The following is a 21,748-nucleotide window of genomic DNA, read 5'->3' as shown; positions in this document are numbered from 1 at the left end:
GGGCCGTGCTGCTCGTCCACGTTCCGTCCCGCACCCGGAAGCCGGAAGTACGAGGAATGATGACCAGATCCCCGCAGGGCCGCACGAACCGCCTGACCCGCCCCTCGATCGCCGTCGCCGCGGCCGTCGCCGTGACCGCGGGCGTCGTCGCCGCCGCGCCCGACGCCGAGACGGCGGAGCCGACGCCGAAGCTCAGCCTGATCGCCGCCTCCACCTCGGTGACGCTCGATTCCTGGAAGGAGGACCCGGGCGTCTATCTGGATCTCGGGACGTATCTCACCTCCGAGAACGGCGCCTTCGAGCTCAAGGTGACCCGGAAGTCCTACAAGGACCCGGTCGTCGCCTCGCAGGTCTTCCGGAACGGGAAGAAGACCACGACCAAGGCGCTCCCCGCCGGGCTCGTGAAGGACTTCTCCGGGCTGCCGGACTTCGCGCAGATCAAGCTCACCGACGCGGCGGGCAAGACGGTGCTCAGCCAGACCGAGGCGTTCTGCCCCAACAACGCCTCCGGGCGGGTCCGGCCCGACGCGCCCGCCAAGTCGAAGTATCCGCAGAGCTGTCCGGTGAACCCCTTCACCCTCGGCTCGGTGTGGGGCGTCGAGAACGGCTGGGCGTCCAACACCTACGCCGGCTACTACTCCAAGCCGGTCCAGCTGGCCGCCGGTACGTACACCGCCAAGATCAACGTGACCAAGAAGTACCGCGACCTCTTCGGCATCGCCAACCAGACGCGCACCGTCAAGGTCACCGTGCGCGAGCGCAGTTGGGAGGAGCCGCCGCCGGTACCCGCCGGCAGCCGCAGCGCCGCGTCCGCGCACCAGGGACATGGGGAGAACGCAGGGCACGGGGAGAACGCAGGGCACGAAGGGCACCAAGGGCACGGGAAGGCCGCCGCACCCTCCGCACACGCGCACGGCGCCCCGGCCCGCACCGAGGCCCCCGCCGCCCGGACGACCGGTGCCGGTTCCACGTTCAACGTCGGCCACGGGCCCTACCCGCCGGCCCCGGCCGCCCTGCCCTGGGCGCTGAAGAAGGAGTCGCTCCAGCGGGAGGCCTTCTCCACGGCCAAGGCCGGCGACCGTGCCGGGCAGACCGACGGGTCGCGCCAGGCGCCCGGCGCCCGCCCCAACGCGAAGCGGCCCACCGGCAAGGCGGTCGTGCCCGACGTGCCCAAGCCCGACCTGCGCTCGCTGCCCGCGTACGGCATCACCGTCAGCGACGGCTACCAGGAGGTGCCCGGCAAGGACTACCTCGCCTTCAGCGCCAACGTGTGGAACGCGGGCCCGGCCAAGCTCGTCGTGGACGGCTTCCGCTCCCCGGGCAAGGAGCTGATGGACGCCTACCAGTACTTCTACGACGCCGCCGGAAAGCAGGTCGGCTACACCCCGACCGGCACCATGGAGTGGGACCCGCGCCCCGGCCACGAGCACTGGCACTTCACGGACTTCGCCAGCTACCGGCTGCTGAAGGCCGACCAGAAGGAGTCGGTGCGCAGCGGCAAGGAGGCGTTCTGCCTGGCCAACACCGACGCCGTCGACTACACGGTGAAGAACGCCAACTGGCACCCGGACAACACCGACCTGTCCACCGCGTGCGGCCAGGAGAACTCGATCTCCGTCCGCGAGGTGCTCGACGTCGGCTCCGGTGACACCTACACCCAGGACCTGCCCGGCCAGTCCTTCGACATCACGGGCCTGCCGAACGGCACGTACTACATCCAGGTCCTCGCCAACCCGGAGAACCGGCTCAAGGAGACCAACCACAAGAACAACAGCGCGCTGCGCAAGGTCGTCCTCGGAGGGAAGAAGGGCGCCCGCACCGTGAAGGTCCCCGCCCATCACCTCGTAAACGCCAACTAGCGCGGCCCAGCGCCGCGTTGCGGCGCTCCGTACCGTACGTTCCGCCGGCCCCGGGAGCTGTTCCCGGGGCCGTCGGCATGCCGGGACGAAACCCGAGTTCTCGCCAACTCGCCCGTGCACCCGTAACCCCGGCCCCGCCCCACCGCGGCTCCGCGACCGCTTCCTCGCCGCGCCACGACTCCGCCGGTCAGGGACATGACCAGGCGCGCCCACGGGGTCCCGGGACCCACGGGCGTCCCCCCTCCACAACGCGGCTGCGGAGAAGGCACTTCCGGCGGACATCGCCGCCGACCAGGCAACGCATCAGTTACTCATGCGTAGTGCAGGTGTGGCGCAATTCACTCCCCACAGGGGGTGGTTCTGGAAACATCTACGCCAACGAGATCGGGCCATACATACCGCCGCGGGGGGAGTGGCCATGGGGCTGCTCGGCGATGAGCTGGCGTTCGGGCGGGCTCTGACCGCCTCGGAGTACGAGAGCGTCATGGCCCTGGGACACCGCAAGCAGTACGCGGCCGACGCCCCGCTCCTGACCGAGGGCGACCGGACCGGTCATGTGGTCATCGTGCTGCGCGGCTGGGTGACCGTCTCCCACGTCACCGACCGCGGTGCCACCCGGCTCATCCTCGGGTTACGGGGGCCCGGGGAACTCCTGGGAGAGATGGCCGCGTTGGACCAGCACCCCCGCAGCGCCACCGTACGGGCCCTCGGGACCGTCGAGGCGGCCGTCATCGGCGGCGACGCGTTCCGCCGGTTCCTCGCCACCCACCCCCGGGTCAGCGGACTGGTGATCCGGCAACTGACCTTCCGGCTGCGCAGCGCCGACCAGGAGCGCTCCGCCCTCGCCTCCCTGACCGTCCTCCAGCGCCTGGCGAGCCGGCTCACCGAGCTCTCCCGGACCGCTCCCACCGGCCCCTACGCGCCGTCCGCGCCCGGCGCCGGGGCCACCGGCGCCGTCGTCCACCTCGCCCAGGACGAACTCGCCGCCACCGTCGGGGCGACCCGTGAGGCGGTCGCCAAGGCGCTGCGGCTGCTGCGCACCCAGAAGATCGTGCGCACCGGTACGCGCATGGTGGAGATCCTCGACCCCGCGCTGCTCGCTCTCCTCGCGGAGGGACATCGGGAGTAGGAGCGCCGCCGTGTGTAAACGGCTACAGACGGCCTTCGTCCCGGGCCGGAAGCTGTACGGGACGGCAAGCGCAGAGAGAGCGGGGACACGCGGTGGAGCACGACGCGTTGGATGCCGGAGAGGCACGTTACGAGCTGGTCATCAGCGTGGACGCCAGACGTTCCGGGCAGTACAGCGACGCGGACAAGCCGCGGATGAGGGAGCGGATCTACCGGGTCCTGGAGACCGCGTTCGCCCAGGCCGGGGTGGGCCGGGACGCCGTCCACATGGAGGACCGCGGGGACGGCGTGCTGGTGTCGGTCCCCGGCCGGATCGCCGTGACGCGGCTGCTCGGCCTGTGGATGGTGGAGGTCCACGAGAACCTGCGTGAGGAGAACCGCTCCCTGCTCGTGCCGCTCGGGCTGCGGGTGGCCATGCACGTCGGTCCCGTACGCCATGACCGCCGGGGCATCAGCGGGCGTGCGGTCGATCTGACCTGCCGGCTCGCCGACTCGTCCGTCGCCCGGCAGCTGCTGGACCGCGAACAGGCCGATCTGGTGCTCGCCGTCTCCGACTCCCTCTACGTCGACGTGGTCTCCGCCGGGGGCAAGTTCATCGAGCCCGCGCGTTTCTCCCGGGCGCGGCTCGCCCTGAAGGAGGGGGAGGTCTCCGCCTGGTTCCACCTGCCGGGACGGCCCGCGCCGGGCATCGTGCCGACCGCCCCGGAGGAGCCGGGCCCGACGGCATCCGGCACGACGGCCTCCGGCACGGCCGGCGCTCCGTCCGCTGCTGCTCCGGCGGCGGGGACGGACACCGCTTCGGCCTCGGGGCCGGTCGCTGCTCCGCCTGCCGGGACGGGCACCGCATCGACCGCCGCAGCTCCGGAACGCGTACGGGACCACCGGGACGACGAGGAGGGCGAGGACGGGGACGGGGACGCGTCCGCCCGGTACAGCGCGCAGGGCGATCTGTCCGTGCACCAGCACAACGTCTACCAGCAGCCCGTGCACATCGGCCGCGTCACCGGCGCCGGCCCCGGAAGGACTGAGCATGGCCGACGAAGCAGTGGCCGAGCGCCCCGCCGAGCCCGCCGCCCCGAAGGCGCAGGACGCCCGCTCCCCCGAGGCCCCGCCGCGCGGTGGGGCGCGGAAGGACGACCGGGCCGGGGAGGCCCCGGGCGGCGCGGACGCGCCCGGTTCCTCCGACACCGCCGGCTCGTCCGAATCCGCCGACGACGAGGCCGCCGAGCGGGAGAAGGAACGCGAACGCGCCGCGGACCGCTTCAAGGACCGGACCCGCGACCCGCTCGCCGAGGAGCAGGGTGAGGAGGAGCCGACCGACGCGGCCGCCGCCACGCGCGCCCGGCGGTCCGGACAGAAGCTCCTCGCCAGCGGCCGGGACCTCATCGGCTTCGACCGCTCCGACGTCGGCCAGCTCCACATCGGCGACATCAACATCGGCCTCGACGCCCGGCGTTCGGGTCTCATGACGCGCGACGGACCGGTCCCTGAGGAGGAGTTGCTGCGCATTCGCCGGACCCACATCGAGCCGGAGGGGTACGTACGGCTGCGCCGGGCGCTGGAAGCCCGTCGGCTGCTGGTGCTCGGCGGGGCCCCCGGCACGGGCCGGGCCAGCACCGCGCTGGCGCTCCTGGAGGAGGTCACCCGCGACGGCGGGGGCGGGCAGAACAGCGAGCGGGTGCGCCGCGCCGACCCGGAGCGCGGGGTCCGCGGGCTGGCCGCGCAGGTGGCGGGCGGGGAGGGCGGCCACCTGCGCGGCACCGGGTATCTGCTGGAGGCGTCCCTGGACCGGCCGGGCACCCTGCCGCCCGACGGGATGGACCTGGACCAGCTGGCCTCGGCGCTGGCCGAGCGGGGCTCGTACGCGGTGGTCGTGGTGAGCGTCGGCTCGGCGGCCAACCCGCTGCTGGCCGGGCGGTACGGGGCGATCTGCCCGCCCGCCCCCACCCATGACCTGGTCGCCGTCCGGCTGCGCCAGCGGCTGGAGGAGGAACACGGCGACCCGGTACGGGACGGGGGCGGCGCCCGGAACGGGGGCCTGGACGGGGCCGGGCCCGCCGCCCGGGACGGGGACGGGCGCGGCATCCCGGACCGGGACCGGGACCGCCGCTCCGAAGGGGGCCGGGACCGGGACGGGGACGGGGACAGCGGCCCGAACGGGCACTCCGACCGGGACCGCAGCCCCGGCCGCGACCGCCACCCCGACGGGGACCCGGACCGGGACCGCCGCCCCGGCGGAGACCGGGACCGCCGCCCCGACCGGGACGGTTCGCTCTCGCGGCTGCTGGAGCGTGCGACAGAGCTCCGCGAGGACCCCGAGGTCACCGAGGCGGTGGGCCTCGACGACCTGCGGCCCGCCGAGGCCGAGCTGCTCGCCTCGCTGCTGGCCGGGCACCTCCTGGGTTCCGTCGGCCGTGCGGAGCTGCTGTCCGGCTGCCGCGGTCTCGCGGCCGTCCAGGCGTACGAGTGGTTCGCCGGGGTGGACCGGGCCCTGGCCGCCCCGCCGCCCGGCGACGGCCGGACGCCCGTGCGCTCCGGAACCGCCGCCCTGTTCCACCCGGTGGCGTTCCGGATCGCGCTCGCGGTCCTCGGCGGCGCGTCGCACAGCGCGGTGTCCGCCGCCGCTCACCTGCTGACCTGGGAACTGTCCGTACAGAGCGATCCGGACAGCACCCCGGCCCGCCCCCTGTTCTGCGACGACCCGGAATCCGACCTGGCGCTCTCGCGCGCCCGTCCCGCCGACGGGGTCGTCGACGTGGCGGGCAGCGAGGTGACGGGGCGGCTGATCTTCTACCGGGGGTCCGCGCTGCCCGCCGCCGTGCTGGCCGAGGTCTGGGACCGGCACTTCCCCGTCCGCGCCCCGGTCGTCCGCTGGCTGCGGCTGCTCGCCGACGACCCCCGGCCCCAGGTGTCGATGCGCGCCGCGGTGGCCGCCGGGGAGCTGTCCGTACGGGACTTCGAGCACGGGTACGCGGAGCTGATCCGGCCGCTCGCCGAGGCGCCCACGCCCCGCCGCAGGGTCTTCGCCGCCACCGCGCTGGACCAGGCCGCCGGCCACGCCTCGCACCGCCGGGCGGTGCGCAAGGTGGTCGACAACTGGTCGCGGCACGGCACACCGGCCCTGCGCTGGACCGCGGCCATGGCGCTGGGCTACGGCCGGTCGGCCGACTCGATGGACGACACCCTGGACGCACTGGCCGGGATCGGGGTCCGCGACGACGGGGAGCAGCTGGCCGTGGCCTCGCTGAACGTGGTCCGGCTGCTGACGCGCCCGGAGTGCGCCACCGTGCTGCGGCGGCTGGCCGACTGGACCGGGCACCGCGGCGAGGAGTACCAGGACCTCGCGCTGGTGAGCATCGTCCGGCTGGCGCTGACCGATGTGGACGAGGTCCTCGACGACGAGCCCGGCACCCCGATGGGCGACCGGGGCGACTGGCCGCTGCTGCTCGCGCTGGCCGCGACCCGGCCCGAACTGACCGGGAAGCTGGCCGACCTGTTCTGGACGGCGCTCAACACCGCGCGGTCCCGGGACGTCGCGCTCGACGCCATGGAGACCCTGTTGCGCTCCGCCTCGCGCAAGGACGGCCGCGCGTGGACGCGGGAGGGGCTGGCCGCGCTGCTGCCCGCCCTGACCGCCGAGGAGCAGGACCGGCGGCGGCTGGACTGGCTGCTGCGCCGAATGATGAGGGATCAGGACCGTCCGCTCGCCGAGGAACGGGCGCGCGCCCTGTGGAGGCTCGCCGTGCCCGCGCGGCAGCGGCGGTCCGAAGAGGAGGAGAGTCATGTCTGAGGAGAACGGCGCGGCGCAGAAAGGGGCGGTGGACCCCTCGCGGCCCCTGGGCCCGTTCCTGCGGGAGTACACGCCGACGGGTGCGTTCCGGCAGGGCGGCGCCCGCACCACGTCGGTGCTGTTCTACCGGCGGGGCTACAGCGTGGCCGGCGTCTCCGGCGTCGAGCACTACGACAAGCCGCCGCTGGCGAGGCCGCACACCATCTGCGAGATCGCCACCGGCACCTTCATCACCACCCTGCGGATGGAGCTTCCCGCGTCCGGAGGCGCGACCTTCTTCAAGGCGGAGGTGGACATCCAGTGGACCGTCGAGGACCCGCACCTGGTGGCGGTGCGAGTGGTCACCGACATCGCCGAGCGGCTCACCGCGCCGACCCTGGAGCGGCTGTGGGAGATCTCCGCGCAGCACCCGGTGCACCAGGCGGAGCAGGCCCGCACCGCCATCACCGAGGCCTGCGTCTCCGGGCGGTGGAACGACCTGGGCACCGACCTCGGGCTGCGGGTGCGGCTGTTCGTACGGCTGCGGGTGGACGACCGGACGATCAGCCACGAGGACAGGGTCCGCAGCCAGCGGAGCGACGACGAGCTGGCGCGGATCCGGCAGCAGAACTACCTCAAGATGCTGCGCGGCGGCGAGCTGGAGCAGCTCAGCCACATGCTGGCCGCGGACCCCAAGGAGGCCAACAACTTCCTGGAGAAGATCCGCCAGGAGGGCCGGCAGGACGAGAGGGACCGGGTCGACCGGCTCTTCGCCATGATCGCCGACGGCCAGATCCACTCCGACGCGATCGAGACCCGCGTACTCGACGACCTCAGCAGGCGGCATCTCGGCATCCAGGGGCCCCTCGGCACCCGGCCCGCCCGCCGCACCCCTCGGGAGCTGACGCCCGCCCCCGAGGAGCCGTTCACCCCCGGCTGGGCGGCGGACGAGCCTCCCGTGCGGCAGCCCCGCCCGCCCGTCCGGGACGCCGAACCGGAACCGCCCGCGCCGCGCGACCGCAACCGCGACGACGGCTGGGGCTGGGTGGAGGGCGACTGATGGGCGCCGACGGAAACACAAGGACTTCCCCCGCCTCGACCGCGCCGGTGCCGGACGGGGGTCAGCACGGGCCGGACAGGGCGGGGGAACGCATCGCGGAACGGCTTCTGGTCACCGTCCGGGAGGACCTCGGCAGGGCCGACTCGAAGGCGGCCGTGCTGCTCTCGGGGGCGCTCGCCCTGCCCGCCTTCCTCATCGGGCGGCACGGCTCCCCCGACTGGCGGGGCCCCGGCGACCTGGCGCTGGTGGTCGCGGGCGTGCTGTGGGTGGTCGCGGTGGCCGCCCTGGTCCGCGCGCTCCTGCCGCGTACGGGCACGGTCCGCGACCAGGACGGGGTGACCTACTTCGGGGACCTGCTGGCCCCGTTCGACTACGACGTGCTGACCGCCCGCGTCAACGAGGCCGGCCGCGACCCGGTGGGCTGGCTGATCGTCCAGGCCGTGGACGTCAGCGCCATCCTGTCCGCCAAGTACCGGGCGATCCGCTGGGCGGTCGCCACGCTCGCCCCGGCGGCCGCGCTGGCTCTCGCTTGGAGCCTGGCCGGACGCTGACCGCCCCGCACGGGTGTGCCGCGTCCAGGGGCACACCACCGACGGCTGCGCGAAGCAGCCGGACAAGCGCTTCGCGACACCGACACCGACACCACGCACACATGGCAACGACAGTAAAAGGGGACGGTCGTGCGAAATGACCGAAGAAGAGGCCTGGCCGGCAGCGGCCGGGCGGCGCTGGCCGTCCTGGCCGGTGCGGCCCTGCTCACCTCCCTGACGGCACCGGCCGCCGCCGATCCGGAGCCCGCCGCGCCCGCCTCGCCCACCTCCGCCTCCGTCAACTACGCGGTGGCCGTCGACCAGTCCGCGAGCCTCGCGCCCGCGGACATCAAGGCGGAGAAGGCCGCCGCCTCCCGGATCGCGCTCGGTGACGTCTCGGCGACCTCCCACATCAGCGTGTTCGGCTTCGCCGCCGCCGAATCCGCCGACCAGCGGGCGGTGGACCCCGTGTGCCCCCGGACCCGACTGGACGCGGCGGGACGGGAGTCGGTCGCGGGCTGCGTGGAGAAGCTGCGCAGCCGCAAGAAGAGTGAGGGCACCGGGACGGACTTCCCGAGCGCGATCCGCCAGGGCGTGCACGAACTGAGCTCGGGCACCGACCCGTCGGCCCCCCGGGTGCTGTTCCTGCTCACCGACGGGCAGATGGACGTCAGCGGCAGCCCCCAGTACGGCGACCCGGCGCACCGCGAGGCCGAGGGGAAGCGGCAGTTGGAGCTGGAGCTGAAGAACGCCGCCGCCAAGAACGTACAGATCTGGCCGCTCGGCTTCGGTCCCGATCCGGACAAGGAGCAGCTCGACGAGATCGCCGCCGGCGGCTTCCAGAAGGGCTGCGTCGACCTGCCGTCCGCCCGCCCCACCGCCCGCAAGGTCTCCGGGGCCAAGGACGTCGGGCCGGTGCTGGAGAAGATCTTCGCCGCCGCGCACTGCCTGCGCTACCAGGCGGGGCCGAGCAAGCGCCCGCCCGCCACCCTGCCCATCACCATCTCGCCGCTGGCGACCGTGGGCAGCATCGTCGTCGACAAGGGCTCCCCCGAGGTGACCGTCACCTACACCGACCCGCTCGGCAACAAGGTGCCCACCACCGGGAAGTTCAAGGACTCCACCTTCGAACTCGCGGGCGGCGGCGGCACCGTGGAGGCGCTGAAGATCGTCGACCCGGTGCCCGGCCGGTGGAAGGTCGACGTGAAGGCCCCCGAGGGCCACCGCTCGCTCCCCGTCGGCGTCAGCGTCCTGTGGCAGGGGGAAGTGCGCGGCTCCATCACGATGGACCCGCCCTCCCCGCAGGCCGGGCAGAAGGCGACCGTCACCATGCGGCTCCAGACCCGCGAGGGCTACGAGATCAAGGACCCGGCCGACTACGCCGGTCTGAAGGTCAGCAGCCGGCTCACCGGCGACGGCTTCGCCCCGCTGCCGCTGCGGCTCGCCGACGACGGCAAGGGGCCCGACCCCACCAGGAGCGACGGCTCCTTCAGCGGTACGGTCACCGTCCCGAAGAGCGCCGACGGCGCCTTGAAGGTCAGCGGCACCCTCACCGCCTCCGGGCTCAGCGCCGACACCCGCAGCGAGGGCGGCCAGGTCGCCCCCGGGGCCCTGCCCGTCACCACGGCGCTCGGCCCGGTCCGCGGCGACGGCCACCCCGGGGACACGGTCACCGCGAACCTCTCCGTCACCAACACCACGGATGCTCCGCACACCCTGAAGCTGTCCCTCGCGGACGTCCGGGCCGGGCTCCTCACCGTGAGCCCCGCGGAGATCGTGGTGAAGCCCGGCGCGTCCTCCACCCATGGGATCAGGCTCCGGATCGGTCCGGAGACGTCCTTCGACGGGCGGCTCGACGACGGCCCCCTCGGCATCGGCGGCACCGTCACCGTCCAGGACGCCACCGACGGCGACCGCACCCTGGTGCGCACCCCGCTGTCCGTCCAGGTCACCCCCGAACCCAGCCTGCTGGACCGGTACTGGTGGGTGCTGGTCGGCGCCGTCGCGCTGGTCGTCGTCGGCGTCCTGGTGGCGCTGGCCTGGCTCCGGCAGCGGCGGGGCCGCCGCGATCCGCACGGGCTGACGCTCCACCTGCTCTCCGAGAACGGCGACGTGCTCGGCGTCCACACCGCCGGACACGGCCAGAAGCAGTGGTACGCGTTCGACATCGCCGAGGCGCACAGCAACCCGCGCATCGAACGGCGCACCAACGGCCGGTACGCCGTGCAGCGCAGCCCCGAGGGCGGCGCGGTGCTGCGCAAGAACGGCCGCACCCGGGAGCGGCTCACGGCGACCGGGCGGGTCGACCTCACCGACCGGCTGAGCCTCGCCCTCGGCGAGGACTCCGTACGCGCCACCGCCCCCGGGCGGCCCGACCCGGTGCCCACGACCGGTGGGAGCGACGACTACCTGTGAGGCGCGCGCCGCCCGCCACCCGGCGGGCGGCGCCGCAGGACCCGGCGTTCACCGCACGGCCGCGAGACTCGCGGCCGTGCGGTGACGCCCATGGACGAACCGGCCCCACCCCGGCCGGAAGCGGGAGGAACCCATGAAGATCTTCCAGCCGATGCTCTTCGTCGGCCTGGGCGGCACCGGCGGCCTCGTCGGCGCCGAGCTGGAGCGCAAGCTGCGCGTGGACCTGTGCGGACCCGACGGCACCGCCCTCCAGCACATCGGCGGCCTCGCCCCCTACCAACTGCCCGACTGCCTGCAGTTCGTGTACGCGGACTTCAGCGAGTCCGACCTCCAGCGGCTGCCCCAGTTCAACGTGGACTCCTCGCTGCGCGCGGCGTACGCCCGCACCTCGCGGGCCACCCACAACCTCCTGCCGAACTTCGACAGTTCGCCGGAGGTGACGCAGATGCTGCGGGCCAGCCTGCGCGAGGAGGTCGCGGGCTGGCTGCCCCCGCGTGACGGCGAACCGCGCGTCACCCCGCTGCACAACGGCGCGGGCCAGCTCCCCACGGTGGGCCGCGCCGCGCTCTTCGCCACGCTGCGGCACTCCCTCCAGCCGGTCCTGGAACCCCTCCTCCAGGCCATCGACGCCATCGCCAAGTCGGCGGGCGAGCTGAGCGAACTGGGCGGCGGCCGGGTCACCGGCTGCGACGTGTTCGTCGCGTTCTCCGTCGCCGGCGGCACCGGGGCCGGGATCTTCCTGGACTATCTGCACCTGATCAACCAGGCGTTCAAGATGCGCCGCTTCAACGGGGTGAAGATCTACCCGCTGGTCGTCATGCCGTCCTCGTTCCCCGCCTCCACCGGCGGCGGGCGCGAGGCGGAGCTGAACGCCGCCCGCTCACTCGTCGACCTGTTCCGGCTGGTCGACGGGCAGAACGCGCCGACCGCCGGGGCGGAGATCGGCGACCTCGACCAGGAGACCGGCCTCGGCATCCGCTACCCGGGCATCACCCCGGTCCGGCTGCGCACCGGGATCCTGCCGACCGCGTTCCTCTTCAGCCCGACCGCGGGCATCCGCCAGGACGACCTGCGCCGCTCCATCGTCTCGCTGGTCATGTCGTTGATCGGCACCGAACTGGGCGACAGCCGGGCCCAGGGCCGGTCCATGGCCGGCGACGACGACTTCCAGACCTTCGCCGCGAGCTTCATCAACCGGGGTGTGCAGCGCAGCGCCCCGTCCCCCACCGGCATCGGCCGCCAGGGCGTCTCCACCAGCCTGGTCGCCTCGATGACCGCCCCCATGGACCAGCTGGCCGACCTGGTGGCCGGGCGGCTGCTGCGGGTCGCGGTCACCGAACTGGTGGAACGGCCGCGCAACCCGGTGAAGGACGACACCGTGCCGCTGGTCCGGCAGCTGTTCGCGGACTCCCAGCTCGAAGAGCTATGGGAGCGCAAGCAGTTGCCCGTCGAGGACCCGCAGCCGCTGCCGCGCGGCGGCAAGGCGATCGAGGAGGCGCTCAACAACCGGATCGGGGACATGCAGCGCCTGCTGTCCGAGCTCCAGTCCATCGCCGACCGGCAGGCCGCCGCGATGGCCGCCCGGTTCAGCCCGCGCCCGGCGATCGAGAAACTCCTCCAGAGCGTCGACCCGTTCCTCGCCGAACGACTCGTCCGGGGGGTCCCGGACAGCGAGGACGAGATCACCCGGCTCGGGTTCCTCGGCATGCTCACCGCCCGCTCCCGCTCCCCGAAGCGGCCCCCGGGCGTCACCGACCAGCCGCCGAAGACCCCCCGGATCAAGGGCCGCATCGCCGGGATGTCCCCGGCCCGGTGGGGCGACGACGACGTACGGGTCGTCCTCCAGGCCCAGGACAGCTGGTACCGCTGGCGCAGCCGGGCCGTGTGGCACGAGGCCTGGCGGGAGCAGCAGCAACGCTGGCAGTCGCAGGCGGACACGGCGGGCACCGACCTGGCGCGGCTGGTGAACGCCTTCCGCAAACACGCCGACCAGGAGCCCAAGTCCGCACAGCAGAAGGGTCTGGAGCTGTACGCGGAGCGCACCGGCATCTCCTACCTCCTGCCGCCGCAGCGCAGCCTCAACCACTTCTACGAGGACGTCGTGGCCCGGCTCGTCCGCGGCGAGGGCCTCCGCGAGAGCGACGACGAGGCGTCGCTGCTGCTGCGGCTCGTCGACGGGGACACCTGGCGGGAGGTGCACGCCCGGAGCCACCGCAACCCCGACGGGGCGGTCGGAGCGGTCAAGGCGCGGCTGGAGGGGCGGATCACCCGGCTCTTCGCCGAGAGCGGCGCGCAGTTGGAGGAGCGGCCCCTGCTGCCCTCGATGAGCACCCTGCTGGCGGCGGCCGCCGGGGACGCCGAGGCGACGGACCAGGTCAGCAAGGAAGCGCTCGACCTGTTCAGCCGCAAGCTCGCCGGTCTGCTGCCGGTCGGTTTCACCCCGGAGGGCACCGGGCCGCTGCGGGTCCTGGTCACCCACCCGCGGGTCCAGGCGGCGGAGGAGGTGCAGGAGTACCTCTCCAAGGCGCTGCGGCTGCCGTCCGACGCGAAGAACTCCGTGGAGTACCGGGGCGTGGAGAGCGACTCGATCACCGTGGTCCTCTTCCGCAGCGAGATGAGCCTCACCCAGGTGCCCGAGGCCCGCAAGGTGCTGCGCCAGTGGGCCAGGGCCAAGGACGACGAGCAGGCCCACGACGTGCTGCGCTGGCGGCAGCGCCTCGGGTTCGAGGACGACTGGATGGTCAGCAGCGAGGAGGACCGGCGCACGATCCTGCACCGCCTGCTGTGCTGCATGTGGAACGGCCAGGTCGACGTCCTGGACGGCGACACCGCCTCGCCCACCCGGGTGCGGCTGCGGCTGTTCCCGGAGAAGGGGGCGAGCGTCCCGGGCGTACGGCTGCGGCTCGGGGACTTCCCCGGCTCCATCTCCAGCTGGTCGGAGCTGCTGCGCTCCTACGAACGCTGGACGGTGCTGGACGACGAGCGGACCGTGGAGGACTACTGCAGCAAGCTGATGAGCGCTCAGCCCCTCGGGGTCGGGCGGGCGGGCACCGAACCGCACCCGATGTTCGTCGAGCTCGTCGAGCGCATCGCCCCGCGCCAGCTGGAGCTCCTGGGGGAGCGCCGGGAACTCGGCGGCCAGCGCGTGGACGGCTGGATCCGGCCGCTGTGGGAGTTCTGGGCGGAGACCCTGCCCGCGGCCCTGGACATGGAGTTCGGCGACAAGAAGGCGATCCAGCCCACGTTGCGCTCGCTGCTGGAGTACGCACGCGGCGGCGTCCCGAAGGCGCCCCCGCCCGGCCCGCGCCGGAGCGACGGCGCGTCGTGGAGGACGACGAGGACTGGGGCACCTCGACCCCGAGCACCGACGAACGGCTGGTCGACGACACCCTGCCCGGTCCGCGCTCGGCTCACCTCTCGGCTCCGTACGACGCGGAGGAGCGGTACGCCGGCGCGGGCCGGCACTCGGACGCCCGGCACTCGGACGCCCGGCCCACAGGCGCCCGGTACGGGGAGGAGCGGTACAGGCCGGACTCCTCGCGCGAGGAGGACCGGCCGGCCCGGGGCGAAGGACGCCGGGACGAGCGGTTCGCGGACGAGCGGCCCCGCGACGAGCGGTTCACCGACTCGTACCCGGAGTCGCGGGCGGGTGACGCCCGGTTCACCGACTCCTCCGGCGACGCCCGGTTCGACGACGACGACCGGTACACCGGCTCCCGGTCGGGAGACGAGAGGTACACCGATTCCCGGCCCGACGAGGACCGGTACACCGCCTCCCGGTCCGACGGCGACCGGTTCGGCGGGGGCGAGCCCGCCGGCGCACGGGACGCCGGTGGCAGGAACGCCGGTGCCAGGGACGTCGGTGGCAGGGGCATCGATGGAAGGGACGCCGAGGGCAGGGGCGCCGGCGCACGGAGCATCGATGGCAGGGGTGACAGCGCCGCCGACGGGTTCGGCGAGCAGGACAGGCCGCCGGTCCGCCGGCCGGCCGCGGGCGGCTGGGACGGCGACGGCTGGGGCACGGACGACGAGGGCGACGCCGGGCGCCGGAACGGGGGCCCGCAGTGACCTCTCCCGAGGACACCACCGCCGTGGTCCGTCTCGACCTGCGCGCCGGGGCCGCGGCCCTGGCGACCCCGCAGGCCGTGCGCGACCGGGTGGCCGAGCAGCTGGGCCGGGCCGGACTGCCGGAACCGGACTACCCGTTGTTCCTGGTCATCGACACCCCGGCCGGTCTGACCGACCACCAGCTCCAGTACGAACTGCTCTCCGGCTACCGGGCGGTGGGCGAGACCCGCATCCTGGTGCTGCTGGTGGGCAGCTCCCCCGGTTCGTACGCCGGCGGGGTGGAGGCGTACCTCCCCGACCGCCGGCTGGTGCGGCCCACGACCCTGCGGGCGGCCACGACCGGCCTGGTGTGGGCCGGTGATCTGCGTTCCGCCCGTACCGCCCTGGACCGGCCGGAGCCGGACGACCCCGCGGCGCTGGCCGTGCTGGTGGACCTCCTGTCGGTCCCGGACGTCTTCGTCCGGGTCCTGGAGGGGCTGCGGAAGCTGCCCGACTCCGTCGCCGCCCCCGGGGTACGGCTGCTGGAGCAGGACCTCCCGACGGAGGTCAGGGACCGGGCCTGGCGGGACGCGCTGACCCGGTTCGCGGGTGAGGACAGCGGCGCGGGCGACCCGGTCGACACCGTCCCGGACTCCCAGCTGCCCGAACCGCTGCGCGCACTCGTGACGGGGCGGGACGGCCGGGGCCACGGGCACCGGCGGCCGGACGGCCCGGCGAACCTCGCGCACCGCACGTGCGCGGAGTCCCTGGACCGCGCGGACGAGGACCTCGTCGCACTGCGGTCCTTCCCCGGCCTGCTGCACCCGGCCCGGCGCGATGCCCTGGAGGCGGATCTCCACCAGGCCCGCGAGGATCTGGGCGGGTTCCGCGCCCTGGTGGAACGGGCCCTCCAGGGCGGCGGCGGAGCGGCGGCGCCCACCGCGGAGGCCGCCGCCCGGCTCGGCGCGCTCGGGCTGCGGGTGCCGACGGCCGACAGTGCGGGGGAACGCGTCGGCGAGGGGCTTCGCGAGCTGGCGGGCAGGCTGCTGGGCGACGGGCTCGCGCTGCGTTCGGTGGCCCAGCACTTCACCGCGCTGGCCGGCCGGGTCGAGCCGGTGCCAGGCACCGCGCTGCTGCACCGGCTCGCCGACCACTCCGAGGAGTCGGTGACCCGCGGCTCCGCCACCGAGTACGCCGCGCCGCCCCGCACCCCGGGCGCGGTGCTGCTCATGGCGGGCGCCGCGGGGCTGCTGGGCGGCCTGTGGCAGTGGCCCGCCGCCCTGGCGGCGCTGCTGGTGCCGGTGCTGTTCGTGGTCGTCGCGCTGCTGGGCGCGAACCGGCTGCGCACGGGCCGGCGCGCCGCCCGGTGGCCGATGGGCCCCCGGATCGCCGCCGTCGCCGGCGCGGTGGCCGGGGCGGCGGTCGCGTACGCCGCCGACCCGCCGCTCTGGCTCGGCGGGACCGGACTGCTGGTCGGTCTCGGTCTCACCGCCGAGGCGGTCCGCAGGCTCTGGCGGGACGCCGCCGACTCCTGGGCCGCCGGGCGCGGCACGACGGCGCTGCGCACCGCGCTGGACGGGCTCGACACCCTGCTGGCGGAGCTGGTCCGCGAGCACTGGGCGGCGGAGGAGCGGCTGTACTGCGCGGACGCCGCGCGTTCGGTCGCCGGGATGCTGCGGGCGACCGCCGCCGCCGCCGACGCCCAGGCCGCACCGGAGCCCCTCGCCCCGGCCGGGGCGGGCGGCGCCGGTCCCTACGAGGACGACGACTGGCTCTCCGCGCCCTCCGCGCTGGAGACCCCGGAGTCCGACGCCGGCGACGAGGGCGCGGACGACGGCGACTGGGCCGCCGCCTACGCCTGGGACAACACCCCGGACCGGCACGGCGATCACGAGGCCGACCGGGCCGGCGACCGGGGCGGCGGGGGCCCCGGACCGTACGGCACGCCTTCCCCGGCCGCGTATCCGGCCGGTCCTGACGACGCCCCGTGGGCGAGCGGCGAGGGCGACCGCGCACCGCGCTGGCTGGACCGGGAGATCGGTGAGGGCGGACCGGACCTGGTCGCCACCCTCGCCGGGGACCTCCGCAACACCGCGATGGCCGCCATGGCCCCCTACTGGGGCGCCGTCGAACGCGGCCAGGCCGGGGCGCTCGCGCTCGCGCGGACCGAGGAGCGGGTCCGTGAACTGCTGTCCGCCGCCCGCCACCACCTGTGGCGCTACGGGGTGCTGGCGCCGCCGCCGTATCCGGCCGACCACCGGGCCCGCACCACGGCCGCGGGGCTGCTGGGCACCGATTCGCTGCGGGTCGCCGAGCTGGTGGGCCGGGAGACGGACCGGGGGGCCGTCGTCCAGTTGTCCTCGCCCGAACAGGGGGCCCTCCTCAGCCGCGACCCGGAGGCCGCCCTCTGGATCCGGTTCGCCCCGGGCACCCTCCAGGGCGAGATCGAGGCCGCCTGGCGGAAGAGCGGCTCGCCGCCGCCCGAGGAGGCGCTGTGGACCTCCTCCGGGCGGTACGCGGGGCTGATCCGGCTCACCCCGCTGCGGATGGGCGTCGTCGACACGGTCCTGCCCCGGCAGAGCACCGGCGGCAGCGCCCGTACCGACGCCGGCCTCTCCGAGCCCTCCGTCCACGCCGAGTTCAGGGAGGACGACCGGTGGTGACCACCACCCCGCCGGGCCGGTCCGGGCCACCGGGGGCCCCGCGCCCCCACCTCGTCCTCACCGACCCCACCGGGCGGCGACGCACCGCCCCGGCCCGCTTCGGCCCGGCCTCGCGGCGGGACCCGGCGCTGCCCCAGCGCATCCGCAACGGGCTGCTCGACGACCGGGGGCAGCAGTGCGTCCAGGTGTTCCTGTCGACGGCCGACGCCGCCAACCCGGCGGCCCGCACCCTGCTGGACACCGAGGCGGGCACCGCCCTGCGCCTCGACCGGACCCTGGAGAACACCCCGTACGCCTCTCTGTTCCCCACCGTCATCGGCTACGAGCTGGACACCGCCGAGCCGTTCCTGCTGTACGCCGCCCCGCGCGGCGCCCCCGTCGGACGCACCCATGTGATGTCCGCGTCCGACCAGCGGGTGTTCGCCCGGGATCTGACGCTGGCCCTGTGTCTGCTGGACAGCCAGGGTCTCGTGGCGCGCGGGATCTCCCCCGCGACGGTGTTCTGGGACGGTACGTCGGTGCAGCTCTGGGGCCTCGAGGGCGTCGCCCGGGCCGGACGGCCCCGGACTCCGTGGGGCCGGGCCCCGTTCGCCTCGCCCGAGCAGCACCGGGGCGAGGGCCACGTCGACCCCCGGGACGCGGTGTGGAGCGCCGCCCAGGTGCTCTACCAGCTCGTGACCGGCCGGCCCGGCCCCGCCGACCGCGCCCCCGCCGACCTCGACCAGCACCGGGTGCTCGCCGGGACGCTGCCCCGCGCTTTCGCCCCCACGGCGGCCGGACGCCCCGCTCCCGGGGCCCTGTTGGAGCTGCTGGCCCCCGAGGAGGTGCGGCGGCTGGGGCCCTCGACCCCGGCGGACGGTTCCCGCCCGCACCAGGAGGCGTTCGACCGGGCGTTGGACGCCAAGCGGCGGACACCCGCTCCCCCGGAGGACCCGGCGGACGGCACACCCGAGGACCGGGCCCCCGGGGAGGTGCTCTGCCCCTACTGCCTGGAAGGCATCCAACTCGACCTCGGCAACCTGTTCGTGACGGACGACCAGATGCAGTACCGGCCCCTGGACCTCTCCCGTATCGGCAACCCGGTGCGGCGCGAGGACGTGATGCGGGGCGCGGTCCAGCAGTGCACGGCCGACCCGGACTTCCCGGAGCACCACATCCCGGTGCCCTACCTCACCCACGGCCGCCCGCTGACGGTCGCCATGATCGGCCAGTCCAGCACGGGGAAGAGCCATCTGCTGACCCAGATGATCGCCGAGATCACCGACGGCGGCCTGGAGCGGTACGGGGTGGGCTGGCAGTCCGTCAACCCGGAACAGCACGCCCGCTTCGTCCGTGAGCGGGTGCAGCCGTTGCGCAGCGGCAAGGTGCTCGACCACACGAGCGGGGTCGGCCTGGACGGCTTCGCCCGGTTCGTCGAGTCGCTGCTGCTCACCGACGCGCGCGGGCGGGTGCGCCCGGTCGCCTTCTTCGACCTCGGCGGCGAGGACCTCGTCCGTACCGACGGGGCGCTGCGCTTCCTGCTCGGCATCGACGCCCTGGTCTTCGTCGTCGACCCGGCGCTCGCGCTGCCCCTGCCGCAGCTCGACGGGGTGCGCGAGCGCTGGGGCACCGAGGTGGACCGGGACGGCGACGCGGCATTCGGCACGGTCCTGGACCGGCTGCCGCGCCGGGGCCCCTATCTGGAGACCCCGGCGGCGATGGTGCTCGGCAAGTCCGACCTGCTCCGGTTCCAGCCGCCGGTCGACCGGTGGCTGGGCGAGCCGCCGCCCGCCGCGCTCGGCCCGGACCAGTTCCGGGAGGAGAGCGGGGACGTCTACGCGCTGCTGCGGCAGCACGCCGGACAGGCCTGGCTGCGGCCCTTCGACGCGTTCCGCCGCTGCACCCTGCACATCGCGTCCGCGACCGGGGGCCAGGAGAGCCAGGGCCGCTACCCGGCGGGCGCGGGGCCGCGCCGGGTGCTGGAACCCCTGGTGTCGCTGCTGGCGATGCACGGGATCATCGAGGCGCCCGGGGGCGCCGCATCATTCGGCGTGGGAAGGGAAGCGCAGTGAACGACGCCCTCGATCGGCGCGAGAAGAGCGGCCCGGGCGGCCGACTCGACCAGGTGGTCTTCCGCTGGGACGGGAACCAGGGCCGCTCCAGTACGGGGATGGCGGCGGTGGCCCACTCCTGCTCCGCCGAGCGCGCGGAGTCCCTCCGCCGCGAGCTGGGCCCCCTGCTCTGGGTGCCGGGCCCCGGCCCCGCGCCCCGCCCGAGCAGCGTCCGGGTCTCCTCCCGGGCCGTCGGGACCGTGCTCCTCCAGCGGTGGCCCACCCTGGACCGGGGCGGCCGGCCCAGCACGGCCTGCCACGCGGTGTTCGGCGACGCGGACGCCCTGACACCGCTGCGCTGCCTGGCTCTGGGCGGCACCGCCTGGAGCGACAGCGCCGTCGCGGAGAACGCCGCCGGGGGCCTGCCGACGCTGGACGGGGCCCGGCTGCGGGCGACGGCGGCCGAGCGGCTGCCCGACATGCTCGACAAACTCCCCACGGTGAAGAAGCCGTTGATGGTGGTGACCGCCGAGTGGCTGCGCGACCCCTCCCGCCGGCTCTCACTCCTCGCCGCGGAACACGAGCTGCCCGGCTGGCCGCGCCAGAACAGGGCCCCCCTGCTGTACCTGGGGCTGCTGTCGGTGTTCGGCGACTGGTTCGGCACGGAGTGGAGCTACGCCACGTACGACACGGTGGACACCCACGCGTTGCGCCTGACCTGTGTGCCCGAGTGGTCGTCCCAGGCGACGGGGGCCCGGTCGCTGGCCCGCGTCCGGCTGCGGCTGCCCGCCGAGGGGGACGTCGAGATGGCCGCGGCGAAGGAGCTGGTCGAGTACGTGCTCGACCGCCCCGGCGCGGCTCCGGGCGTGCCCCATCTGACCGGCGAGCTCCTCTCCGGGGCCCGCCTGCCCCGGCAGGAACGGCGCGAGGCCCTGCGCCGCATGCTGAACGCCCGGCACGCCCCCGCCCTCGCACCGGCACCGGAGGAGGGGGACCGCCACCGCCGGGTGCGCGAGGAGGACCGGTACGGGCGCGAAGACCGGGAGGAGGACCGGTACGCGATCGAACCCCGGCAGGAGGACCCGTACGCGACCGAACCCCGGCGCGAAGACCCGTACGCGCGCCGGGAACCGCAGGAGGACCGGTACGCGAGCCGGGAACCGCAGGAAGACCCGTATGCGCGCCGGGAACCACGGGAGGACCCCTACGCGCGCCGGGAACCACAGGGGGACCGGTACCCGCGCCCGGAACCGCGGGAAGACCCGTACGCCCGCCAGGAACCACAGGAGAACCCGTACGCGCGCCAGGAACCGCAGGAAGGCCGGCACGCGCGCCAGGAACCACCGGAGGATCCGTACGCGCGCCAGGACCGGGAGGCGCGTCGCGAGCAGGAACTGCAGCGCCTGCACCAGGAGTTGCTGGTCCACCAACGCGTCGACGCCGCCCAGTCCGCTCGGCTGGCCGCCCGGCTCCGGGACCTCCTGGACACCGCGCTGCTGACCCTCCTGACCGCCGACGGGCTGCCGTGGGCCTCGCGCGATCTCGTCCTGGCCGAACTGGCCGACGCGGGGCGACAGCGGTCCCGCGACGAAGCGACCGCACACGCGCTCTGCACCGAAGTGCTGCGGCACAACCTGTACTTCCGGCCCGGCCGGTCCGGGGCGGACGGCCCGTCCGCCCCGGAGATGCGGAAGCGGGCGGCCGATCTCTTCTCCTGGGCCGTCGCCCCGCTGGTACGGGACCCCCTCCGGGCCCCCGATCTCCGGCCGCTGTTCAACATCGTCCTGAAGGACGGTCGCGACACGGGTATGGAGTGGCTGCGCCGCATCCTGGTCACGCCCCCGGGCGGCCGGGCCCCCGACCTGCCCCCGCAGCTGTGGCAGCAGGTCGTGACGGACCTCCTCGCGCGCCCCGCGTCCGTACCCGTACCCGTACCCGCGTCCGCACCGGCACGGACCCAGCACCCCGTGCCGCCCGCCGGTGTGCCGGCCCCCGCCGAGCCGCCGGTGCCTCTCCCGTCCCCGTACGCATCGGCGTCGTCCAGCACACCGCCGCCGAAGGTGGCGCCGATGCCGACGGTGCGGCCGGCGACACCCGCGCCGAAGGCGGTGCAGCCACCCCTCCCGGAAAGGGACAAAAGCTCCCAGCGGCCGGATTTCCCCTGGGAGAACTGGTTCGTGGGCACCCTCGTCGTGATCGCGGCGGTCGTCATCGGCTTTCTCCTGGTGATCGCTCTCACCTGACCGC

General features: G+C 74.7%; 10 protein-coding genes and 1 pseudogene. All 11 read left to right on the top strand.

What is annotated here, in order from left to right; translation table 11 throughout:
- Positions 1–56 precede the first annotated feature (56 nt).
- The 11 genes and pseudogenes from AC3CH1_RS14930 (at position 57) to AC3CH1_RS14880 (ending at position 21,744) form a co-directional block, all read left to right on the top strand.
- On the top strand, positions 57–1,859 hold the full coding sequence (locus AC3CH1_RS14930; protein WP_488463339.1) for a lysyl oxidase family protein: 1,803 nt from the start codon (positions 57–59) through the stop codon (positions 1,857–1,859).
- A gap of 418 nt (positions 1,860–2,277) precedes the next feature.
- Positions 2,278–2,988 carry a Crp/Fnr family transcriptional regulator gene (locus tag AC3CH1_RS14925; protein ID WP_488463338.1) on the top strand — a complete coding sequence of 237 codons (711 nt, stop codon included), beginning with the start codon at positions 2,278–2,280 and terminating at the stop codon, positions 2,986–2,988.
- 92 nt (positions 2,989–3,080) lie between these two features.
- Positions 3,081–4,292: a hypothetical protein gene (locus tag AC3CH1_RS14920; protein ID WP_488463337.1), complete on the top strand. Its 1,212-nt coding sequence runs from the start codon at positions 3,081–3,083 to the stop codon at positions 4,290–4,292.
- Positions 4,293–4,371: 79 nt separating this feature from the next.
- Complete coding sequence (locus AC3CH1_RS14915) at positions 4,372–6,777, top strand: hypothetical protein (RefSeq protein WP_488463510.1); 2,406 nt, start codon at positions 4,372–4,374, stop codon at positions 6,775–6,777.
- Positions 6,770–7,816 (top strand): hypothetical protein, encoded by a 1,047-nt coding sequence (locus AC3CH1_RS14910; RefSeq protein WP_488463336.1) that lies wholly within the window; start codon positions 6,770–6,772, stop codon positions 7,814–7,816. The genes AC3CH1_RS14915 and AC3CH1_RS14910 overlap by 8 nt, the downstream gene beginning before the upstream one ends.
- Positions 7,816–8,367 carry a Pycsar system effector family protein gene (locus AC3CH1_RS14905; RefSeq protein WP_488463335.1) on the top strand — a complete coding sequence of 184 codons (552 nt, stop codon included), beginning with the start codon at positions 7,816–7,818 and terminating at the stop codon, positions 8,365–8,367. Before AC3CH1_RS14910 ends, AC3CH1_RS14905 begins: the two co-directional genes overlap by 1 nt.
- 129 nt (positions 8,368–8,496) lie before the next feature.
- Positions 8,497–10,761: a VWA domain-containing protein gene (locus tag AC3CH1_RS14900; RefSeq protein ID WP_488463334.1), complete on the top strand. Its 2,265-nt coding sequence runs from the start codon at positions 8,497–8,499 to the stop codon at positions 10,759–10,761.
- A 133-nt stretch (positions 10,762–10,894) separates the two neighbouring features.
- A pseudogene (locus tag AC3CH1_RS14895) lies at positions 10,895–12,034 on the top strand (tubulin-like doman-containing protein); the annotation flags it as partial.
- Between the two features lie 2,818 nt (positions 12,035–14,852).
- Entirely contained in the window at positions 14,853–17,471 is a 2,619-nt protein-coding gene (locus AC3CH1_RS14890; protein WP_488463333.1) for a hypothetical protein, read from the top strand.
- The gene (locus AC3CH1_RS14885) at positions 17,465–19,522 is read left to right on the top strand and encodes a hypothetical protein (protein ID WP_488463332.1); all 2,058 of its coding nucleotides are present in this window, start codon (positions 17,465–17,467) and stop codon (positions 19,520–19,522) included. The genes AC3CH1_RS14890 and AC3CH1_RS14885 overlap by 7 nt, the downstream gene beginning before the upstream one ends.
- Positions 19,519–21,744 carry a hypothetical protein gene (locus AC3CH1_RS14880; RefSeq protein WP_488463331.1) on the top strand — a complete coding sequence of 742 codons (2,226 nt, stop codon included), beginning with the start codon at positions 19,519–19,521 and terminating at the stop codon, positions 21,742–21,744. Before AC3CH1_RS14885 ends, AC3CH1_RS14880 begins: the two co-directional genes overlap by 4 nt.
- The last annotated feature ends 4 nt before the right edge of the window (positions 21,745–21,748 follow it).

The sequence above is a fragment of the Streptomyces sp. MGP-P1 genome (assembly GCF_057766565.1).
The sequence above is the reverse complement of the archived record's forward strand: the minus strand, read 5'-3'. Positions and strand labels throughout refer to the sequence as shown.

Coding starts and splice junctions, on each gene's coding strand:
- AC3CH1_RS14930 (WP_488463339.1), top strand. CDS start 57: ATGATGACCAGATCCCCGCAGGGCCGCACGAACCGCCTGACCCGCCCC.
- AC3CH1_RS14905 (WP_488463335.1), top strand. CDS start 7,816: ATGGGCGCCGACGGAAACACAAGGACTTCCCCCGCCTCGACCGCGCCG.
- AC3CH1_RS14910 (WP_488463336.1), top strand. CDS start 6,770: ATGTCTGAGGAGAACGGCGCGGCGCAGAAAGGGGCGGTGGACCCCTCG.
- AC3CH1_RS14925 (WP_488463338.1), top strand. CDS start 2,278: ATGGGGCTGCTCGGCGATGAGCTGGCGTTCGGGCGGGCTCTGACCGCC.